Origin of the sequence: Saccharicrinis carchari (genome assembly GCF_900182605.1) — a bacterium.
Classification (GTDB): domain Bacteria; phylum Bacteroidota; class Bacteroidia; order Bacteroidales; family Marinilabiliaceae; genus Saccharicrinis; species Saccharicrinis carchari.
In genome coordinates this window covers 435,501-455,949 of sequence record NZ_FXTB01000001.1, presented here as the reverse complement: position 1 = coordinate 455,949, position 20,449 = coordinate 435,501, and the positions used below count along the sequence as shown (strand labels likewise).

20 protein-coding genes are annotated in these 20,449 nt (G+C 38.4%); 15 read left to right on the top strand and 5 right to left on the bottom strand.

Annotation, left to right across the window (positions count from 1 at the left end; genetic code table 11):
• Positions 1-5: 5 nt before the first annotated feature.
• Both FN809_RS01600 and FN809_RS01595 read right to left on the bottom strand, forming a co-directional pair.
• Positions 6-359, bottom strand: a complete 354-nt coding sequence (locus tag FN809_RS01600; protein WP_142531727.1) for a hypothetical protein — start codon at positions 357-359, stop codon at positions 6-8.
• 364 nt (positions 360-723) lie between these two features.
• On the bottom strand, positions 724-1,953 hold the full coding sequence (locus FN809_RS01595) for a vWA domain-containing protein (RefSeq protein ID WP_142531726.1): 1,230 nt from the start codon (positions 1,951-1,953) through the stop codon (positions 724-726).
• A 336-nt stretch (positions 1,954-2,289) separates the two neighbouring features.
• Between FN809_RS01595 and FN809_RS01590 the strand changes: the two genes are divergently transcribed.
• The 8 genes from FN809_RS01590 to FN809_RS01545 all read left to right on the top strand — a co-directional run bounded on the left by FN809_RS01590 (position 2,290) and on the right by FN809_RS01545 (position 11,151).
• Positions 2,290-3,624, top strand: coding sequence for a UDP-glucose dehydrogenase family protein (locus FN809_RS01590; RefSeq protein WP_142531725.1), 1,335 nt, complete (start codon positions 2,290-2,292; stop codon positions 3,622-3,624).
• Positions 3,625-3,818: 194 nt separating this feature from the next.
• Positions 3,819-4,769, top strand: a complete 951-nt coding sequence (locus FN809_RS01585; protein WP_142531724.1) for a UDP-glucuronic acid decarboxylase family protein — start codon at positions 3,819-3,821, stop codon at positions 4,767-4,769.
• A gap of 109 nt (positions 4,770-4,878) precedes the next feature.
• Entirely contained in the window at positions 4,879-5,751 is an 873-nt protein-coding gene (gene rfbA / locus FN809_RS01580) for a glucose-1-phosphate thymidylyltransferase RfbA (RefSeq protein ID WP_142531723.1), read from the top strand.
• Between the two features lie 319 nt (positions 5,752-6,070).
• Entirely contained in the window at positions 6,071-6,619 is a 549-nt protein-coding gene (gene rfbC, locus FN809_RS01575) for a dTDP-4-dehydrorhamnose 3,5-epimerase (protein ID WP_142531722.1), read from the top strand.
• Between the two features lie 12 nt (positions 6,620-6,631).
• A complete protein-coding gene (rfbD, locus tag FN809_RS01570; RefSeq protein WP_142531721.1) occupies positions 6,632-7,537 on the top strand; it encodes a dTDP-4-dehydrorhamnose reductase in 906 nt (301 codons plus the stop codon).
• Between the two features lie 13 nt (positions 7,538-7,550).
• On the top strand, positions 7,551-9,302 hold the full coding sequence (locus FN809_RS01565) for a phospho-sugar mutase (protein WP_142531720.1): 1,752 nt from the start codon (positions 7,551-7,553) through the stop codon (positions 9,300-9,302).
• Positions 9,303-9,593: 291 nt separating this feature from the next.
• Entirely contained in the window at positions 9,594-10,031 is a 438-nt protein-coding gene (locus FN809_RS17655; RefSeq protein ID WP_185957398.1) for a hypothetical protein, read from the top strand.
• A gap of 340 nt (positions 10,032-10,371) precedes the next feature.
• Entirely contained in the window at positions 10,372-11,151 is a 780-nt protein-coding gene (locus FN809_RS01545) for a type II CAAX endopeptidase family protein (RefSeq protein WP_142531719.1), read from the top strand.
• Positions 11,152-11,349: 198 nt separating this feature from the next.
• Here FN809_RS01545 and FN809_RS01540 read toward each other — a convergent pair whose 3' ends face one another.
• Positions 11,350-11,622 (bottom strand): 2TM domain-containing protein, encoded by a 273-nt coding sequence (locus FN809_RS01540; protein WP_142531718.1) that lies wholly within the window; start codon positions 11,620-11,622, stop codon positions 11,350-11,352.
• Positions 11,623-11,741: 119 nt separating this feature from the next.
• Here FN809_RS01540 and FN809_RS17650 point away from each other — a divergent pair, with 119 nt between their 5' ends.
• Entirely contained in the window at positions 11,742-11,888 is a 147-nt protein-coding gene (locus tag FN809_RS17650) for a hypothetical protein (protein WP_185957397.1), read from the top strand.
• A 255-nt stretch (positions 11,889-12,143) separates the two neighbouring features.
• On the opposite strand, the gene FN809_RS01535 is transcribed toward FN809_RS17650, so the two are convergent.
• On the bottom strand, positions 12,144-13,565 hold the full coding sequence (locus FN809_RS01535) for an ATP-dependent DNA helicase (protein WP_142531717.1): 1,422 nt from the start codon (positions 13,563-13,565) through the stop codon (positions 12,144-12,146).
• An 87-nt stretch (positions 13,566-13,652) separates the two neighbouring features.
• Between FN809_RS01535 and FN809_RS01530 the strand changes: the two genes are divergently transcribed.
• Genes FN809_RS01530 through FN809_RS01520 form a run of 3 tightly spaced genes read left to right on the top strand, consistent with a single transcriptional unit; the run spans position 13,653 to position 15,680 of the window.
• Positions 13,653-14,282 (top strand): hypothetical protein, encoded by a 630-nt coding sequence (locus FN809_RS01530; RefSeq protein ID WP_142531716.1) that lies wholly within the window; start codon positions 13,653-13,655, stop codon positions 14,280-14,282.
• Positions 14,283-14,292: 10 nt separating this feature from the next.
• Positions 14,293-15,153 (top strand): DUF3822 family protein, encoded by an 861-nt coding sequence (locus FN809_RS01525; protein WP_142531715.1) that lies wholly within the window; start codon positions 14,293-14,295, stop codon positions 15,151-15,153.
• On the top strand, positions 15,144-15,680 hold the full coding sequence (locus FN809_RS01520; protein ID WP_142531714.1) for an RsmD family RNA methyltransferase: 537 nt from the start codon (positions 15,144-15,146) through the stop codon (positions 15,678-15,680). The genes FN809_RS01525 and FN809_RS01520 overlap by 10 nt, the downstream gene beginning before the upstream one ends.
• Positions 15,681-15,729: 49 nt before the next feature.
• On the opposite strand, the gene xerD is transcribed toward FN809_RS01520, so the two are convergent.
• Entirely contained in the window at positions 15,730-16,629 is a 900-nt protein-coding gene (gene xerD / locus FN809_RS01515; RefSeq protein WP_142531713.1) for a site-specific tyrosine recombinase XerD, read from the bottom strand.
• Between the two features lie 648 nt (positions 16,630-17,277).
• Here xerD and aroQ point away from each other — a divergent pair.
• The 3 genes from aroQ to FN809_RS01500 all read left to right on the top strand — a co-directional run bounded on the left by aroQ (position 17,278) and on the right by FN809_RS01500 (position 20,443).
• Positions 17,278-17,700 carry a type II 3-dehydroquinate dehydratase gene (gene aroQ, locus FN809_RS01510; protein ID WP_142531712.1) on the top strand — a complete coding sequence of 141 codons (423 nt, stop codon included), beginning with the start codon at positions 17,278-17,280 and terminating at the stop codon, positions 17,698-17,700.
• Between the two features lie 49 nt (positions 17,701-17,749).
• The gene (gene pyk, locus FN809_RS01505; RefSeq protein ID WP_142531711.1) at positions 17,750-19,189 is read left to right on the top strand and encodes a pyruvate kinase; all 1,440 of its coding nucleotides are present in this window, start codon (positions 17,750-17,752) and stop codon (positions 19,187-19,189) included.
• Positions 19,190-19,390: 201 nt separating this feature from the next.
• Complete coding sequence (locus FN809_RS01500) at positions 19,391-20,443, top strand: hypothetical protein (RefSeq protein WP_142531710.1); 1,053 nt, start codon at positions 19,391-19,393, stop codon at positions 20,441-20,443.
• Positions 20,444-20,449: the final 6 nt, after the last annotated feature.

The following is a 20,449-nucleotide window of genomic DNA, read 5'->3' as shown; positions in this document are numbered from 1 at the left end:
ATAATTTAATTTGAGGTTTTATTGCACACGTACTTAATCTTAACCCTTCGTTTTTTGCCCAGGGTGATACCGCTCAGCAATACTCCTCCCAGGGTGCTCCTGTATTCAACAATGGCCATACTGCCCGATTCGCAGTTTTTAAGTAAAAGCGTAAAATCCTTTTCGATTGCTCCAATAGTAATGGTGGTATCCAATTCGTGAACTTTCATGTTGCGATAGTAGCATTCACAATCGTTATTGGGATCAGGTTCGGGAACCCCCTCTGTAGTCATGAATCGTACGGAATAACATGAAGCAAGTAAAAGAGTAATAACTATGGAAAGTAAAGACCTCCTACTGACATTTATTAAATACATCATACAACATAAATTTATTGGATACATTTATTACCCAATATAAAACATCTTTCGGGCTATGTCAATGAAAACCATCCATACCAAACCCCTCTATTAACATTTCGGCTTATAGTGCTGATGAATGTACATGAATAAAAAAATAAGCTCCCCCATAGTACAACTTTTGATTGACTAAGACGATGAATCTGCTGCATTCGGAATTAAAATGTAAAATTGCAAAATCAAATAGATACGCTATGATTCGTTTAAAGTCACCTTAAAACAACTTCCCAATTATTGCTTCCTTAACACCTCCCGCATGCCCTCAGCAATTTTGTTAGTCAGGCCGGCACCGATAGGCCCCTCGCCTATCAATTAGTTTGTTTTTTCAATTGCTGTATTTACGGATCAGGCGTACCAGCAAATCATTGAGCAATTCTACTTCGTAATCGCCTACGCTGGCTTGGATATGGTGGTTGCCAATTCCGCTGTCGTTGGTGATGAAAATGTAGGTTCCATTGGTGGCCATGGCCATAAAACGCATCAAAAATTCCGTTTCCTTATCTATTCCGCTGGCTGTTACAGGTATGATCTTAATACCTTTTTCTGCAGCGCGAAGCGTTTGTTGCTGCACTTCGGCAATAATTTCGGAAGTATAATGCGGCGGTGCGTCTAGCAATAAAAATGCAATGCGTGCTTTTGCCTTATCAGACCATTGCAACTCGTTGAAAGCGGTTTTGAGTGCCGTATGCACCGCCTCCGGAAAATCGCCTCCACCGTCGGCCCGCTGCTTTGCGATAAAATTAACCGTTGAATTAATATCCGAGGTAAAACCAGACTTTTTTACCAGGTATTCATCGCCCTGATCCCTGTAAAACACGGTGGACGTAAACACATCAAGGTTTGTTTTGCCCTTCAAAACTTTTTGCACCACATCCTTCAAATCGTCCTTCAAAAACTCCATTTCATCGCCCATGGAACCTGTAGCATCCACCACAAAAGCCAGCTCCACCCTATCAGAAACCGATGTCGCGGAAGTGATATTTATTTTATTAACACCATTTTCAAACAAAGTAAGGTTCCGGTTCACCTTATTTCCATTTACATAGAGGTCATAGTCCGACATATTTAGTGAATTATCTTTTTGAAACAAGGCTATCCAAAGCTCAGCTCTCCCCATGTTATCCGTTTTTGATCTCCAAACGGTTTGCCCTTTCTTTTTCAGTTCAAGCTTGGTATCCACTGCCGGGCTACCGTTCGTGGTTAGCACAACAGAAATCCGGTTTTGGGTGTAAAATCCCCAATAATCAGGCATTTTTGAATAATCCTGTCCAATTATCAATTCACTCCAGTAAACCCAATTATCCAGGTCGTTCCATTCGCCTGCCGTGATCAATCCGGCATTGTTGCCCTGATTGGTGCCGCCGCTACCTGTTGAGGATCCCCCACCAGTGGCACTCCCACCTGAGGAACCCCGCGCATCGTTAAACATAGCATACCCTGTTTTATCACTGGTGTATTCATCACTTAAACCGGGTTCGTTATCGGGTTCGCAAGCATAAACAATAAACAGAAAGAATACCGTAACAATAAAATTCCAAAGTTTAAAATTCATCATAAGTTAGTTTAAAGGTTGAATGTTTTGGAATTATGACGTAAATAATTAAAAATGGTTGCTCTTAAAAAAAATATTATTCCTAATAAATGGTTAGCACAAATAAAACAAACGCATACGCGTGAATATAAATAGATTACAGTTATTTTTTTGCCTAAAAACAAAATACATTGACATATTAAAATTTCTCCTTTATTTTATAATTGCCAAAATTCTTTACTTTTGAGTTTTATTAGATAGCGAATAAGGCAACTATCAGATGATACCTAGCCTGCGTACTTCAGATAAAAGCAACAAAGTACATTCGATATCAACACTTTACCTAATAAAATTAAACGTATGAAAATTTCTATTGTTGGAACCGGATATGTAGGATTAGTCTCCGGAACATGCTTTGCTGATGTAGGCATAACGGTTACTTGCGTTGATGTGAATGAAAAAAAAATTAATGCATTAAAAAAAGGTATAATACCTATTTATGAACCGGGTTTAGAAACCATGGTGCACAACAATATTGAAAAGGGCAGATTGTTATTCACCACCAGTTTAAAAGAGGCGATTGAACAATCGGAGGTTGTTTTTATTGCGGTGGGTACACCGCCTGATGAGGATGGAAGTGCGGATCTTAAATATGTGCTGGATGTAGCCAGACAAATTGGTAAGCACATGGATCATTATATGGTTATTGTTACCAAAAGTACCGTACCCATAGGCACTGCTAAAAAAGTTAAAGCCGCTATAACTGACGAACTGGAAAAGAGAGGTGTTGAATTGGATTTTGATGTCGCTTCTAACCCGGAGTTTTTAAAGGAAGGCAACGCTATCCAGGATTTCCTGAAACCGGATCGCATAGTGGTAGGCACCGAATCAGAAAAAGCCCAAAAAATGATGAGCCGACTGTACAAACCCTTTTTACTGAACGGGCATCCCATCATATTTATGGATATTCCATCGGCCGAAATGACCAAATATGCCGCCAACGCCATGCTGGCTACCAAAATTAGTTTTATAAACGATATGGCCAACCTGTGCGAGATTGTGGGAGCCGATATTTCTTCGGTGCGCGATGGCATTGGCTCAGATTCGCGGATAGGCAATAAGTTTATCTATGCCGGTGCGGGATATGGTGGTTCGTGCTTTCCTAAAGATGTAAAGGCGGTAATTAAAACCGCGGCCGACTATGGCTACAAACTTAGGGTATTACAAGCTGTAGAAGATGTTAACGATGCACAAAAGCATGTGCTTGTTAGCAAAATAAAAGAACATTTTGGAAGTAACCTGAGTCAAATGACTTTTGCTTTGTGGGGATTATCGTTTAAACCAAAAACCGACGATATGCGCGAGGCACCGGCCCTGGTTATTATAGATGAGTTGATTAAAATGGGGGCCAGTATAAAAGCATACGACCCGGTAGCTATGGATGAGGCTAAGCGTATATTAGGCGATAAAATATTCTATGGCGATGATCCCTACGATGTGCTCATTGATGCGGACGCACTTGTTGTAATTACCGAATGGCCCGAATTTCGTATTCCCAACTTTAAGGTAATAGACAAGCTGGTTAAAAATAAGGTGATATTCGATGGCAGAAATATCTACGACCCTAACGAAATGGTTGAAAACGGTTTTTCGTATTACAGCATCGGACGCAAGGCCAGACATCCAATGAAATAAGAGAGTTGGCGATAAGAGTTTTTAATATAAAAATTACGTATCAGGCATTTGGATTAAAAACACACTAAGATTAATTAAAAAGCGAGAGACAAAAAACTTGGCAGCTCTATAGGCAAAGTCTATTATCTTGCTCCTCCGCTAAATTTTCAGCGGTACGGGGATTATCAAACCGTCTCTTATCTAATCTAAAAAAAATGAAAAAAAGAATATTGGTAACAGGAGGGGCGGGTTTTATTGGTTCCCATTTATGCGAGCGATTGCTAAAGGAAGGTAACGATGTTATTTGTATGGATAATTATTTTACCGGGAATAAGCAAAACATTATTCACTTGCTCGATAATCCATACTTTGAGTTGATACGCCATGATGTTACGCATCCGTTTTACATCGAAGTAGACGAAATATATAATCTGGCTTGTCCTGCATCGCCCATTCATTACCAGTTTAACTCCATAAAAACCATCAAAACATCGGTGATGGGTGCCATTAATATGTTGGGCTTGGCCAAGCGTACCAAAGCAAAAATACTGCAAGCCTCCACATCGGAGGTGTATGGCGATCCGGAAGTGCACCCACAATGCGAAGACTATTGGGGTAATGTAAACCCCATAGGCATTCGCTCCTGTTACGACGAAGGGAAAAGGTGCGCAGAAAGTTTGTTTTTCAACTACCATGCCCAAAACAAAGTGGCCATTAAGGTAATCCGAATTTTTAACACCTACGGCCCCCGCATGCACCCCAACGATGGGCGCGTGGTATCCAATTTCATTGTGCAGGCGCTCAAAGGACAAGACATTACCATTTTTGGCGACGGAAAACAAACGCGCAGTTTCCAATACGTTGACGATCTGGTAGAGGGAACCATTCGGATGATGAATTCGAGAGATGATTTTTTGGGACCGGTAAACATTGGCAATCCCAATGAATTTACCATGCTCGAACTGGCTCAACAGGTTATTGCATTAACGGGCACGCAATCCAAACTCACCTTTATGCCTTTGCCCGAAGATGACCCAAGCCAACGACAGCCAGATATTACCTTGGCGCAAAAAGAATTAGACAATTGGACGCCAAAAGTAGAGCTGAAAGAAGGCTTGATAAAAACGATAGAATATTTTGATCGTATTTTAAAGTCACCTCAATGAATACGATGAATGCGCAATAGGCACTAAAAAATATGGTGAACATTGTGCTGCCTTTGCGCACATTGTGGTTAAAATTTACATTTCGACATCAACATAAAACAATACAGTTATGGCAAATTACAAAGGAATAATTTTGGCAGGTGGATCGGGAACCAGGCTCTACCCTATTACGCAGAGCATTTCTAAACAGATTATCCCCGTTTACAACAAACCGATGATCTACTATCCATTGTCTGTTTTAATGCTCTCGGGTATCCGCGAAATACTGATTATATCTACCCCTCACGATTTGCCTTTGTACAAAAATTTATTTGGCGATGGCAGCCAGCTGGGCATATCCCTTAGCTATGCAGAGCAGCCAAGTCCCGATGGATTGGCACAAGCCTTTATCATTGGCGAAGAATTTATTGGCAACGACAATGTATGCTTAATTTTGGGCGACAATATTTTTTACGGCTTTGAACTACCCAAATTATTAGCTAAAACAGTGGAGACGAATGAGGGCGCAACGGTTTTTGGATACTATGTAACCGATCCCGAGCGATATGGAGTCGCAGAATTCGATCAAAAGAATAATGTTGTAAGCCTGGAAGAAAAACCCCTAAAGCCTAAATCAAATTATGCTGTAACAGGGCTCTATTTTTATGATAACACAGTAGTTGAAAAAGCCAAAGGACTGAAGCCCTCAAAACGCGGCGAACTGGAAATTACCGATTTGAACAAATTGTATCTGGCAGAAAATCGTCTTAAGGTTAATTTGATGAGCCGCGGTATGGCCTGGCTCGATACCGGCACCCACGATAGCATGTTGGAGGCATCAAACTTTATTGCCACCATTGAAAGACGACAGGGACTAATGGTTTCCTGTATAGAAGAAATAGCATATAATATGGGTTTTATTAACAAAGCTCAACTGCTTGAACTTGCCAAACCTTTAAAGAAAAACCAATATGGGGTATATTTAAAACATATTGCAAAATAGTTTAGCCCAAATTACGTAAGATATTATTTCGGTTTCCACATCAATAAAATTTAATATCCAGATATTAATTTGGCGGGCAGGCTGTCTATTTTCATTCCAGTATAATCTTTTTTTTCAAAAGTTTAACTTCTGCTCAATAGGTATCGCCTTTACTCAACTGCTGCTGTAAGCAGCAGTCGGCCATAGCTTTGTACGTAAAATAAACAAGAGCTAAGCCTTAACTTTAATTTTATAATAATTTAAGTACGCTCAAATTAGCATTTATTTATAATTACCATCACTACCTTAGCTGGCACGCAGTTATATTATTAAAATAAAAATGGAAATAAGAGAAACAGGATTTGAGGATTTGCTGGTACTTAAGCCAAGTAGGTTTGCCGATTCCAGAGGCTTTTTTTTAGAGTCGTATAACAGGGAAAGGTTTATAAAAGCCGGAATTGAAAACGATTTTAAACAGGACAACTACTCATCGTCGCAATATGGTGTGATACGGGGTCTGCATTATCAGTTGGCACCGTATTCGCAAGCCAAATTGGTACAAGTGCTTAAAGGAAAAATACTGGATGTGGTTGTTGATTTGCGAAAAGATTCGCCTACCTTTGGTAAAAGCTTTTGCCAGGAGCTTTCGGAAGAAAATGGATTGCAATTAATGATACCACGCGGATTTGCGCACGGTTTTTCGGTTCTGAGCCCCGAAGTATTATTTAGCTATAAGTGCGACAACCTGTACAACAAGGCCGCCGAGAGAGGTATTAAATATAATGATGCTGATTTGGCCATCGCTTGGGGAATACCGGAAAATAAAATTGTGATTTCAGACAAGGATGAGGGGCATCCCCCTTTTAAGGACGCTGAGTATAATTTTTAACACTTCAAATCAATGACAAAGATATTAGTGTGTGGAGCCAATGGTCAGTTGGGGCAAAGTATACGTTCAATCCATGACCAATATATTGACCTGGAAATGGTTTTTACCGATATTGAGGAGCTCGATATCTGTAACCCCGATCAGCTCATCACTTACACCCAGCAAGCCGATATTGATTACCTGATAAACTGCGCTGCGTACACCGCGGTTGATAAAGCAGAGCATGAACAGGTTATGGCCCGAAAACTAAATGCCGATGCAGTTAAAAACATTGGTATAGCTGCCACTCAAAACAATTTTAAAGTAATTCATATTTCTACCGATTACGTATTCGATGGCAAAACTTTTAAACCATATAGCGAAAATGTGCTTGCTGTGCCCGAGTCGTTTTACGGACAGACCAAGTTGCTGGGCGAAAAATATTTAATGGAAACCCAACCCGATTCCATGATTATACGAACAGCATGGCTTTACTCCGAGTTTGGGAACAATTTTGTAAAAACTATGATAAAACTGGGCAAGCAAAAAAGCGAGCTCAGCATAGTGGCCGATCAAGTGGGCTCACCCACCTATGCCATTGATTTGGCTCAAGCCATTTTAACTATAATAACTAAAATACACAATGGCATATATATATTTAAGCCGGGCATTTATCATTATAGCAACGAGGGCGTTTGCAGTTGGTACGATTTTACCTTATACATCCACCGGATAATGGGTATCGATTGTAAGATTACGCCCATCGAGTCAAAAGATTACCCCACGGCTGCTCCACGGCCTTTTTATAGCGTGCTGAATAAAAGTAAGATTAAAACAAGTTATAAAATAAATATTCCTCATTGGGGTTGGAGCCTTGAAAAATGCCTGTGCATATTAAAAGCAGACCGGTCTGTCGGAATACAAGAAATTACAAACTAAATAAACAACTAATATGGAAAATCAAGAACTTTTGGCGTTGGTAACAAAAAAAGCCAATCAGTGGTTGGAAGGAAATTACGATCAGGAAACAAAAAAACAGGTTGCTGCACTCTTGAATAACGAAGATAAAAGCGATCTGATAGATGCTTTTTATAAAGATTTAGAGTTTGGTACCGGAGGACTCAGAGGCATCATGGGGCCGGGTACCAACCGCATTAATATTTACACTGTTGGTGCTGCTACACAAGGCCTTGCCAACTATCTTAACCAACAGTTTAACGATTTAACTGAAATAAAAGTGTGCATAGGCCATGACTGCCGCAACAACAGTAAGGAGTTTGCCCAAATATCAGCCGACATTTTATCGGCCAGCGGCATTAAAGCGCTTTTATTTGACGATTTGCGCCCCACCCCCGAAGTGTCGTTTGTTATACGTGAACGAGGATGCCAGAGCGGTATCGTCATTACTGCCTCGCATAACCCTAAGGAGTATAACGGATACAAGGCGTATTGGGACGACGGTGCGCAATTAATAAGCCCGCACGATACCAATGTGATTGATGAAGTACAGAAAATAAAATCGATTAACGAAATAAAATTTGAAGGCAACAAAGACCTGATTGAAGTACTCGGTGAAGAAATGGACCAGAAGTATTTGGATAAAGTAAAGTCCATTTCATTAGACACAGGTGCCATAAAAAGAAACCACGACCTAAAAATAATATACACGCCCATACATGGTACCGGGGTTAAACTAATACCGGCCGCATTAAAAAAATATGGTTTCACCAATATCATCAATATCCCCGAACAGGATGTGGTGAGCGGCGACTTCCCCACCGTGGTATCGCCTAACCCGGAGGAGCCCGCCGCCCTGAAAATGGCTGTTGACAAAGCCATAGAGATAGATGCCGATTTAGTGATGGCTTCTGATCCGGATGCCGACCGATTGGGAGTTGCCTGCAAAAATGAAAAAGGGGAATTTATATTGCTCAACGGCAACCAAACGGCCTTGTTGCTCACTTGGTACATGGTAAAACGCTGGAAAGAGAACAAGCTTTTAACCGGCAAAGAGTATATCGTTAAAACCATTGTCACTACCGAACTGTTAAAGGACATAGCCCTTAAAAATAATATTGAATATTTTGATGTTTACACGGGGTTTAAATGGATTGCCGATAAGATTAAACGCAACGAAGGAATCAAAAAATATATCTGTGGCGGCGAGGAGAGCTATGGATTTCTACCGGGCGATTATGTAAGGGATAAAGATGCCGTGGCTTCCTGTGCTATTTTTGCCGAGATTGCTGCATGGGCCAAAGACAATGGCGTTACACTCTTTGAATTGCTGCAAAATATCTATCTGGAATATGGTTTCTCTAAGGAGAAGATGATTTACATTGTACGTAAAGGTAAATCGGGTGCCGACGAGATTAAGCAGATTATGAAAGATATGCGCGAGAACCCGCCTGTGGAGTTGGCTGGCTCAAAAGTTTCGGTAGTTAAAGATTATGCTGTATTAAAAGCATTTGACAAAATTAAAGGGACAGACAGCCCCATTGATTTACCCGAAACATCCAATGTATTACAATTTTTCACCCAGGACGGTTCAAAAATAAGCGTTCGCCCATCGGGTACCGAACCAAAAATAAAGTTTTACTTTGAAGTACGCGGGCAAATGAACAGCCGCGAAGAATATTATACTGCAGATGCTGCCGCCGAGCAAAAGATTAATGCTATTGTTAAGGATTTAAAGATAGATTAGTTAAAAGACATAGCGTCAATCAAATCCCTTAACCCCCACCTTAAAAGGCGGGGGTTTATTGTATCCGGGCAATCGCTTCTCTCTATTTGGCGCCAGACAAGCCTGTTTGAAGACAGAGCAACCAAGTCATTTAGTTTTTTTCTCCTTGTTAAAATACCCTACCTAATGGGTATAAATTTTAACTTGATATGCTATATTTAACAATCAAAATAACCGTATGCATAAGCGAAATATGCCCATATAGGATGAGCTTATTGAAAAGTTGGGTGCAAGCGTGACCCGTCCTAAATAATGGCTACACAAAATGTAGTTATTATGTATAAAAATGACAATGTAACAAGACGTTACAGTGAGAGTTTCAAACTAAAAATCTTATCGGAACTTAGTACTGGAAAATATACCAAAAGAGAACTTGGTCGTATTTATGGTATCCAAAACAGCACCGTTAATGAATTAGAGATAGTTCTCTACAAACAAAATGAAGAAGAATTCATTTCCCTAACAGACATGGCCAAATTCCGTGACACAGAAAGGAGTGATTACATTATTCAGAACTGGATGAGAACAAGAAGCACAGTTAATTGCACTGCAAAAGGTTGGAGAGAAGCAAATCCTGACCGTGTAAAAAAATCAATGAATATCAGATATATTGCAAGTATTAATGAATTAACAATTTTATCAAATTTGGAAACTTTAAATGCCGAACTGATTAAAGAAAAAATTACGTAAAGTGATAGATTCCGAAAGCTTCATGAAATCGCAAAGTATCAATTGTCAGTGCGGAAAGGGAAAGGTTTCATGAAAACCCTGAAAAGTTGGATGATAGTATCTACATTGAGCAAAAGAAAAGACCGTAAAATATCATCAAAACAGCATTCAATTTTCAATAGTCTCTCAAATCAACTACATTTAACACAAACTCAGGCTGCCTGAAATAGTTTTTAGACAGACTGCCGTTAGAAGCCAATTGAAACTATCAAGAATCGGAATGAGATAGTTGACAAGTTAATAAAAGTCAAATCAAAAAAAGCAGAACGTTATTTTCAGATCTATCAAAATTATATAGACCATGAGTTCACAAGAAAAAAAAGAAATCATCTTATTCTCTACAATTGCTATAGGCTTGAGTTCGTTAATTTGTTATATCTCTTTCGAGACAAATAATCCCAACTTATCCATATTATCTGTTTTCACCCCATCATTACTTGCTCTTGCTTTTACTGCAATTACAAAAGGAAGAAAAGGGGTTCATGATTTATTCGTAAAACAAACAATCAAAAGAACAAGTATAAAATGGCTTCTTCTTTCCTTGATTGGAATTCCTCTCGTTGGATTTTTAGCAATGCTCACATCCTTGAATTTTGCAATTTCAATGTTAAGCTTAAGAACTTATGAACTGATGCCTCAAATTGTTATTATCATATTAATAGCACTTGGAGAGGAATATGGATGGAGAGGGTTTTTACTTCCAAGATTGATGAATAAATTCAATCTGTTCTATTCAAGTATAATACTTGGTTTAATATGGGGGTTATGGCATTTTCCGGCATATCTGATCGGGACAGGGATTCCCTTACAAATGAACTTTATGGTTTTTTTATTATGGGTTATTCTGGGAACACTTTTTATTAGTTGGATTTATTACTATACAAGAAGCGTACTAACATCTATACTGGCTCATATTAGTGCTAACGCCGCTTTTAATTACCTGCTTATTTTACCTGAGTTTACTGGAAGCATGAACACTTTTTGGATTTTTATATTCTATCTGTCCATTATTATTATGATTGTTTTTTACGTCAGAAGAAAAGATTTAATAAAAGGCTATAGCAATGTATATAAACAATAGCGGTTTAAGTGCCAAAGCACAAGTATATCCATAAAACAAAGGTGAATGTAAAACTGAAAAGTTAATTAAAAACCGCTGCTTTTCATATAGGTAAACTTTGAGTGGCATTTACACGATAGCAGAAAAAGCCAATGATTTCTGGAGTGTACGGCAAAGCAATACAATGCTATATTACAGTAGATTATCTACCCAATTAACTCAAAATCGCTTGTCCTTATCCATAATTTCCCTGATCTTACGTTCCTCCCAGGCCTTTCCCCAAAGATTTCCATAAACAGAAACGGCATGAAAAATTATACCAACACCCCAACCTAAAGTAGTCCAAATAAACCACAAATACTCCGGAGTCCATACCAGGTTCATGATAACAAGAATTGTGTTAACAACAATGTAGCTAACAAGGTGATGATAGAAACCCCGTATCTCCTCTGCACGTTTTTTTGCCTCTTGGTATCTTGCTTGTTCGTCCATAATAACATTTGAGTTTTGATAATTATACGTATGCTGTAATTTAACCTACAACAGACTGAAAAACAGACACCAATATACGACTTCCTAAATAGAAAGTCAAAAAGACAGATTTTATCTTTATGAACAATAACGGCAAGCTAACCGGAGGCTCGGCGCAGTGGGTAAACGAAATGGCACGGTCGGTGGGCCTTTTTAGCTATCAACCGCATAATCACTTAATTTTAAATGAAGACAAATCCATCAAGGGTAAATACCATACTTCCTGAAGTAAAAAGTCCTTTAGTGTTTTACCGATATTGGGCACAACCGATTTTTTGAGAAAAAAAACAAGTTGCCACTACAAGTATTAACAAAGCAGCAGGGGTGAACAGTAGCTCTGCCGTATCTACATTTCGAAAAATTAAGTTAGTTTTAAGGAGAGGGAAAAAATTACCACCTGCCACATACCCATCTTTATTTTAAGTTTATTTCGCCATACACTTATGGCTAATGCATTAAAAGTTATCATTGACAAATCGGCATTACTCAAAATAATCCTCCTTAAAGTTTACCAAATAAAGCTTTTCCGTGCAGCGGGTAAAAGCGGTATAAAGCCAACGGTAATAATCGCGGTTTATATTCTGGTCGGGTACAAAACCCGGATCAACGAAAACTGATTTCCATTGTCCGCCTTGTGCTTTATGGCAGGTCATGGCATAGGCAAACTTAACTTGCAGGGCATTGTAGTAATCGTTGTTTTTAACTGCCTGGTACTGTTTCCGTTTTGGTGTTAAGTCGACATAATCTTCCATCACGGTATAAAAAAACTGTTCCTGTTCCTTTTGCGACAAGCCGGGTGTATCCAGATTAAGTACATCGAGCATCAGCTTAACATCTACTTCCAGCTCCTTATAGTCCAATAAACGAACCACACAGTTTACAAACCTGTGCCCGTATAATTCTTCGTATCCCTTAATCCGCACAATTTCGGCTATATCGCCATTGGCAATAAAATCAACTTCTTTGCTGTTTTTTAGCCAGTGGTAGTTATTTTTCACCACCAAAATAATATCACCTACAGTTAGTTCTTCTTCTTTATACAGAATACTGTTGCGTATACCCTTGTTGTACAGGTTGGTTCGTTTATTGGAACGGTTTACAATTAAGGTTTCGTCCATACCAACGGTATCGTACGAAGTGGTAATGGCATCAATGAGTTCCTCGCCCGTTAATCGTTTAACATCATTATAACCTTCTATATTTATTTTAGGAAGATTATCGAGTATGTTTTCTGATTCAATTTGAAACCGTAAATCCGAAGCACAGCTTAAAACACCACTTTTGCTGGATTGCCTTACCACATCCCACAGGAAGCACTCTGTTACCGATTCTGAATAATATTTTAGTGTATCCATGTTTAAAGCAGGGCTTTCCGAGTTACCCACAGGAGGCAGCTGCGCCGCATCGCCAATAAGCACCAAACGGCAATTATGGCCCTCAAAAACAAAGTTTAGTAAATCTTCCATTAAATTCCCGGTTCCAAAACCCGAATATTCGGCCGAAGAACCATGTATCATAGAAGCTTCGTCAACAAAAAATATGGTTTCGGGTTTTAAATTTTTATTGAGGTTAAAGGATCCGAATCCATCATTGGCCGATTTTTGTCTGTAAATAATTTTGTGCACCGTATGGGCAGGGTATTGGGCATAGCTCGAAAAAACTTTGGCTGCCCTACCCGTTGGGGCCATCAATACCATTTTAAAATTCAACTCACCCAAGGCTTCAACAAAGGAACTCACCAATGAAGTTTTGCCGGTTCCCGCATATCCTTTTAACAAAAAAATAGGGTGTTCATTTTGTTCGGTCAGGAAATCGGCAAATTTTTCGATGGTTTTTTCCTGCGATGGCGTAGGATTATGCTTAAAGTGTTGCGTTATTATGCTAATTAGATGTTTATTTATCATTATTTGTGTAATTTAGGCCAATCGAAATCTAAAATTTGATTTTTTTTATAAATTTGTGAACTCAAACTAATACAAAATCTGTAAATAATGAAAACCGTAATTCAAATCGTACTTGTAATTGCCATCATTGCGTTAGGATATTTCTGTGTTGAAAGCATTAATAGACCTATCCGATTTATCAAAAACCAAAAGATGCGCAGTGAGGCGGTAATTAAAAGGCTTAAAGACATTAGAACTGCTGAGATTGCTTACAAATCTACAAAGGAAAAGTTTACCGGCAACTTCGACAGCTTGATTCACTTTGTTAAAAATGATTCGTTAAAGCTAGTCAAAAAAGAAGGAAGCCTTTCGGACAGTTTGATAGAAGCCGGATGGACAGAAGAAAAAGCGCTGGAATTAGGAATGATTAAACGTGACACGATGTTGGTAAGTGTACTCGATTCTTTATTTGGAAAGCAATATCCTATCGATTCGTTGCGTTATGTGCCATTTACCGATGGAGAAGAATTTATCTTAGAGGCCGGAGTAGTTGAAACAGGTTCGGGCGTCAAAGTTCAGGTATTTGAAGCCAAGGTTCACAACAATGTTTATTTGAACGGTCTGGAACAACAAGAAATTGACAACATGTCGGACAAAACGTTGAAATTAGAACGTTACCCCGGACTTAAAGTGGGGTCGCTTACCGAAACAAACAACAACGCCGGTAACTGGGAGTAAAGATTGTTTTATGAACACGGTATCCGTTATCGACACAAGTTTCGATATAAAAATTACTACATCCTATTTTTTATCCATCCAACTTCAGTTGGATGGATTTTCTTTTTGTGTGCTGGATCCTGTTAGCAATCAATACATTCAGTTCAACAATCGGCCGTTAAAGCCCAACGAAAATATTTTAGATATTCTGGAATGGGAACTATCCAAGAATAACCTCTTGGTTTATCCTTATCAGAAAATATTTGTTTTATACAACACCAGCAAATATTCTTTGATTCCGCAGGCTTTGTATGATAAGAAGCACCATGAAGATTACCTCTCGTTTTGTTTTTCGGAGGGTGTTGACCTACAAACTGAACTTGTTTTTGCTAATAAAATTAAAATGGCAGATTCGATCTGTGTTTTTAAGATTCCCTTGCAATTAAGTACTATATTGGACAAATACTTTAAAAACATACAATATTTTTGTCAGGCTACACCATTTATCGAAACGGCCTTATTGAGCACGCCTATCAACATGGCACACAATCATGTGCATATACATATTCAGCCATCCGGTTTTTACTTCGATATTATTGTAACTTCAGGTAATAACCTAAAAATGCACAACACTTTTAAATATCACGACAAAAAAGAATTTTTATATTTTACCTTGTTTGTTTTTGAACAAATAAAATTGGACACACACAACACAAAGGTCTTTTTAAGTGGTAACATTGAAAAGTCGAACGAAACGTATGCACTGCTAAAGAAGTATGTAAAGCAGGTTGAAATTGATAATACAACAAAACATTTTAAGTTTTCCGGCATATTTAAACACCTATCCATTCAAAACCACCTCAATTTATTTAATATCCCGCTATGCGTATAGTTAGTGGCTCCTTAAAGGGCAGACGTTTTTCTCCGCCAAAAAGTTTTAAAGCACGGCCTACCACCGACTTTGCCAAAGAAAACTTGTTTAACGTACTGGGCAACACCATCGATTTTAACAGCCTCAAAGTACTTGATTTATTTGGCGGAACCGGAAGCATAAGCTACGAGTTTTGTTCCAGGGGAGCCACGGAAGTGAGTTGTGTGGAGCTCAGTTACAATCATTTTAAGTTTATAAAAAATACTGCTGCGCAACTGGGCCTGGAAAAGAACCTCAGGATATTTAAAGGCAATGTTTTTAAATTTATAGAAAAAACAACAGAAAAATACGACCTTATCTTTGCCGACCCCCCCTATGATTTAATAACGGCCGAACAAGTACCCGATTTAATTTTCAAGCATGAATTATTAAAAGATAAGGGATTGCTTATTTTTGAACATTCCGGAAAGCTAAACTTTAAGCAACATCCCAAGTTTATCGAGAACAGGGAATACGGAAAGGTTATTTTTACTTTTTTTAGCGCATAAAAAAAGGAGTACCCTTAATTGGTACCCCTTCAGTCATGCTAAAAAACTGTTACGACCTTGGATGGAATTGAATCATCGTATTTTTCAAATACTCTTTATCCAGATGCGTATAGATTTCAGTTGTTATAATCGATTCGTGACCTAACATTTCCTGTACAGCACGCAGGTTGGCACCACCATCTATAAGATGCGTAGCAAAAGAATGACGGAACGTATGTGGGCTTACATTTTTCTCGACACCTAGTTTGTTTACCAAATTTTTAATGATGGTAAAAATCATCACTCGCGAAAGTTTTTTACCTCGTCTGTTTAAAAATAAAATATCTTCGCTATCTACATGAATATTTAGATTACGGCGATACTCGCTCAGGTAAAGGTTAATTTCTTTGATTGCCTTAGAGCTGATTGGCACCAAACGCTCTTTATTACCTTTACCTTCAATTTTTATAAAACCCGACTCAAAAAAGAGGTTGGATATTTTAAGGTCGATTAATTCTGAAACACGCAAACCGCAACTGTAAAGCGTTTCCAAAATGGCCTTATTTCTCTGTCCCTCAGGCTTTTTTATATCAACCGAATTGATAATAGTATCAATTTCGTCCACCGTTAATATCTCAGGTAGTTTACGACCTATTTTAGGTGAGGTTAACAAAGCCGTAGGATCGCGATCTATTTTTTCCTCGATCAGCAAAAACTTATAGAATGATTTTATCCCACTGATAATACGAGCCTGAGTCCGGGGACTAATCCCTTTTTCCGTTACCCATTCCATCATTTCTTTAAGGTTGGCCAAGGTAACCTCCTCAGGTCCTACCTTATAGCCTTTTTCATTTAAAAAATTTACCAACTTGGTCAGGTCGGTAACATAAGCATGGATAGAATTATCCGATAAGCCTTTTTCTACTTTCAGGTAGGCCCTGAATTCTTCAATTTCTGATTCCCAAATCATACTAATAGAATTAAATTAATGTATAATGCAACAGGCGTTAAATATAAATATATTATTGCTGCCAATCAAATGTATTCTCATGTTTTTTGGGTTAAACATATCACGGTACCACATAAGCAATAATTATTAACTTAATAAATAATTCACCATCACATCAAAGTCCTACACACCTGTATATAAATACATTGCCTCTTTTTAATTAACATCATCTCGCCTTATGTGCGTTGTTTTTTTTAACTAATACGGCAAAAAGCATTGTAAGATACTAGCAATTTTACATTCATATTTGTTACCATTTAAGCTAAATATAGATCGTTGTTACAATTTTTACTATTTAATAAAATCAGTTCTATTAACAGGAATTTTTTTAGATTGTTTGAACATGGTATTTAAAAATGAAATAACTGTCCAATACAAATAGTGTAAATACACTTAGGTATTAATTTACAATAAATTACCCCATTAATTTATTACTGGAGACAAAGGCTTTTATATCAAAAAAAATAAGCACTGTTATGAATTCGGTTATTTTTGACAATAGATGGGAGAATAATGTTTAATTATAGATAAGTTTTCAATACCTTTGTACTCGGTAAAAATGTTGCTCGCTAAAAAGCAAAACATTATACTCCGTTATAAATTAAATACATGAAGTTATTAATTTTAAATGGTCCTAATTTAAATTTACTCGGCAAACGAGAAGTTGATATATACGGACATCAAACATTTGAAAGCTACTTTGCTCAATTGCAAAAGAATTACCCTAATGTAGAGTTACATTATTTCCAATCGAACAGCGAGGGAGAATTGATAGATAAACTGCATCAGGTAGGATTCAGCTACCAGGGGGTAATTTTTAACGCAGGAGCCTATACCCATACTTCCATAGCTTTGTCGGATGCAATAGCAGCAATAAGCAGCCCCGTAATAGAAGTTCATATATCCAATATTTACAAAAGAGAGTCGTACAGGCATCATTCCTATCTTTCACCGGTTTGCACAGGTTCTATTGCCGGATTTGGTTTATACTCATATAACCTGGCCATTGAGGCATTTCAGAAAAAAACATAACAATATATTTTTTGCACAAAAAAAACATTTGAAATAAATAAATTATTTAATGAAAAAGTTTACAAAAATTGTAGCTACAGTGTCAGACATGAAGTGTGACCATGATTATGTGAAAAAACTAATCAAAAGTGGAGTTAACGTGGTGAGGTTGAATACTGCACACATGGATTATGAGGGGCTTTGCCGTGTTATTAGCACCGTGCGGTCAATTTCAGAAAAAGTAGGTATATTGGTAGATACCAAAGGTCCTGAAATACGCACTACCAATACCGAAGACGGCAATAAAATTATGGTGGCAAAAGGCGACACCATATTGGTTAAAGGCAGCTCCGAAACCTTATCAACCAGAGAGTGCATCTGTGTTTCATACGATGACTTTGTACAAGACATGAGCATTGGTGGTGACATCCTCATCGACGATGGTGAAACAGCGCTCAAGGTTATAGAGAAAAAAGATGATCATCTCGTTTGTACCGTGGAAAATGATGGCGAGATAGGTGGCCGAAAAAGTGTGAACGTACCCGGTGTACGTATCAACCTACCCTCACTTACCGAAAAAGATATCCGCTTTATAGGGTATGCAGCCGAACAAGAAATAGATTTCATAGCCCACTCTTTTGTACGAAATGCTTCCGATGTAGCCGATGTTCAGAAAGAACTGGATCGCCTGGAATGCCCTGCCAAAATAATTGCTAAAATTGAAAACCAAGAAGGGGTTAGCAATATTGATGAAATATTGGAGTGCGTTTACGGTGTGATGATTGCCCGGGGTGACATGGGAATTGAAATTGCCCAAGAAAAAATACCTGGAATACAACGTCAGTTGATACGTAAGTGCGTTGAACGCAAAAAACCCGTTATCGTGGCAACACAAATGTTGCACACGATGATTAAGAACCCTCGCCCTACGCGTGCCGAGGTAACCGATGTTGCCAATGCGATTTACTATCGTACGGATGCTATTATGCTTAGTGGTGAAACCGCGTATGGCGATTACGGTGTTGAAGCGGTTAAAACCATGTCGATGATTGCCCGCGAAGTTGAGGCAGCCAAAGATAACCGTAACGATATACCTGTTACCAGCACCTCAAAAAGCAGAACAGCCTACCTGGCTGACACGGCAGTGAAAGCTTCAGATGACCTTAACATTGGTGCGATACTTACCGACAGCTACACAGGCAGAACGGCTCGTTATTTGGCTGCTTTTCGCGGAAGAACACCTATTACAGCCTTATGCTATAGCAAAAGAACAGCTCGCGAATTAAGCCTATCGTACGGCGTATCAGCTAAGATTATGGAACATGGTGGAAGCAAAGAAGAAATTATGATTAAAACCATCAATAAGCTTAAAAAGAAAAATATTCTGGAAGACCATGAACAAGTTGCTTATCTGGGTAGCAGTTTTGGTATTGGCGGAGGCACATCCTTTTTGGAGATTCTTACGGTTGAAGATCTCATGAAAAGAACATTAGAAGAGATGGATAAATAATTTTCAGCTTATCAGATTTGTTATAAAAGCTGCTCCATAGGGCAGCTTTTTTTATACAATTAACTCTTTACTTTCCGGTTCTATTGCAAGCCGGTCCGCCATTTTATAAACCATAGCGCCACTACTCCGCTACTATTATGCTACAATATTTTTGCGAACCCTACTTTTTAGCTATTTTTATCGCAGCATTAAACTATCGATATGTTAAAACTTCAAATCATATTAACAAGCCTATTCTTTGTGTGCGCATCGTTGTGGTCGCAAACACGCACTACAAAAGATTTTACAGAACATACTTTTGAAGTGTTTCCGCTAGGCAATCTGCAGCGATTGGATATTCAATCGAAACATGCACAAATTAGCCTGAAAAATTGGGATAAAGATTCTATCAGCGTAGAAACACATATTGAAATATTAACAGACAAGCCCAACCTATCCGGTGAAATGCTGGATGAAATACGTATCAATACCGTATTTTACGCCAACACCCTACAAGTAAAAACCAATTTGCCCGGCAACTTTAACCGCACCATACCCTATAAAATAAAATACAACATATTTCACCCCAAAAAACTGGCACTCAACATTGAAAACAGTCACGGTAAAGTAAGCATAGAACAGATGCAAGGCGGAGTTGTTGCCGGCTTATCCTATTGCGATATTGATATTAATAACCTTATACCTGCACATGACTCTATAAACAACCACATTGAGTTATTACATTGCAAAGGAACAATAAGCAACGCAGGAACAGCAACGGTTCGCATCGAAAATTCTGATCTTACCATGGTATCGGCCAATAAGCTGAAAGGAAGCACCGCCTACAGTAGGATAAATTTAAATGCTGTTACCGATTATTCCTGTTCGTCGAATGTTGATTACCTTAAAATAGGCACTTGCCAGCTTATTAATCTAAAAACGCTCAATAGCATTATCCATGTAAGCAATTTTGGAGAGGATGCCCTGTTTGAGTGTGAAAAAGGTTCGCTCAGCATAGCCAACCCAAATGATCACTTTGAACGTTTGCGTATCAATAACCACCAGTGCCCCACCAACATACAATTAAACCCTCATACCACCTATACCATTAACGGCGATATCAAAGATGGTAATTTTGTGCATCCTGTGCAGGATAATCTGCAAGTTTTCAGAGATAACAGCAATATATCCATCTCCGGCCAGGTAGGGAACGACCCGGATACGGAAACAAAAGTTATTGTTTTTAATCGTGAAGCCGATATCGAATTTTATTAACGCTAA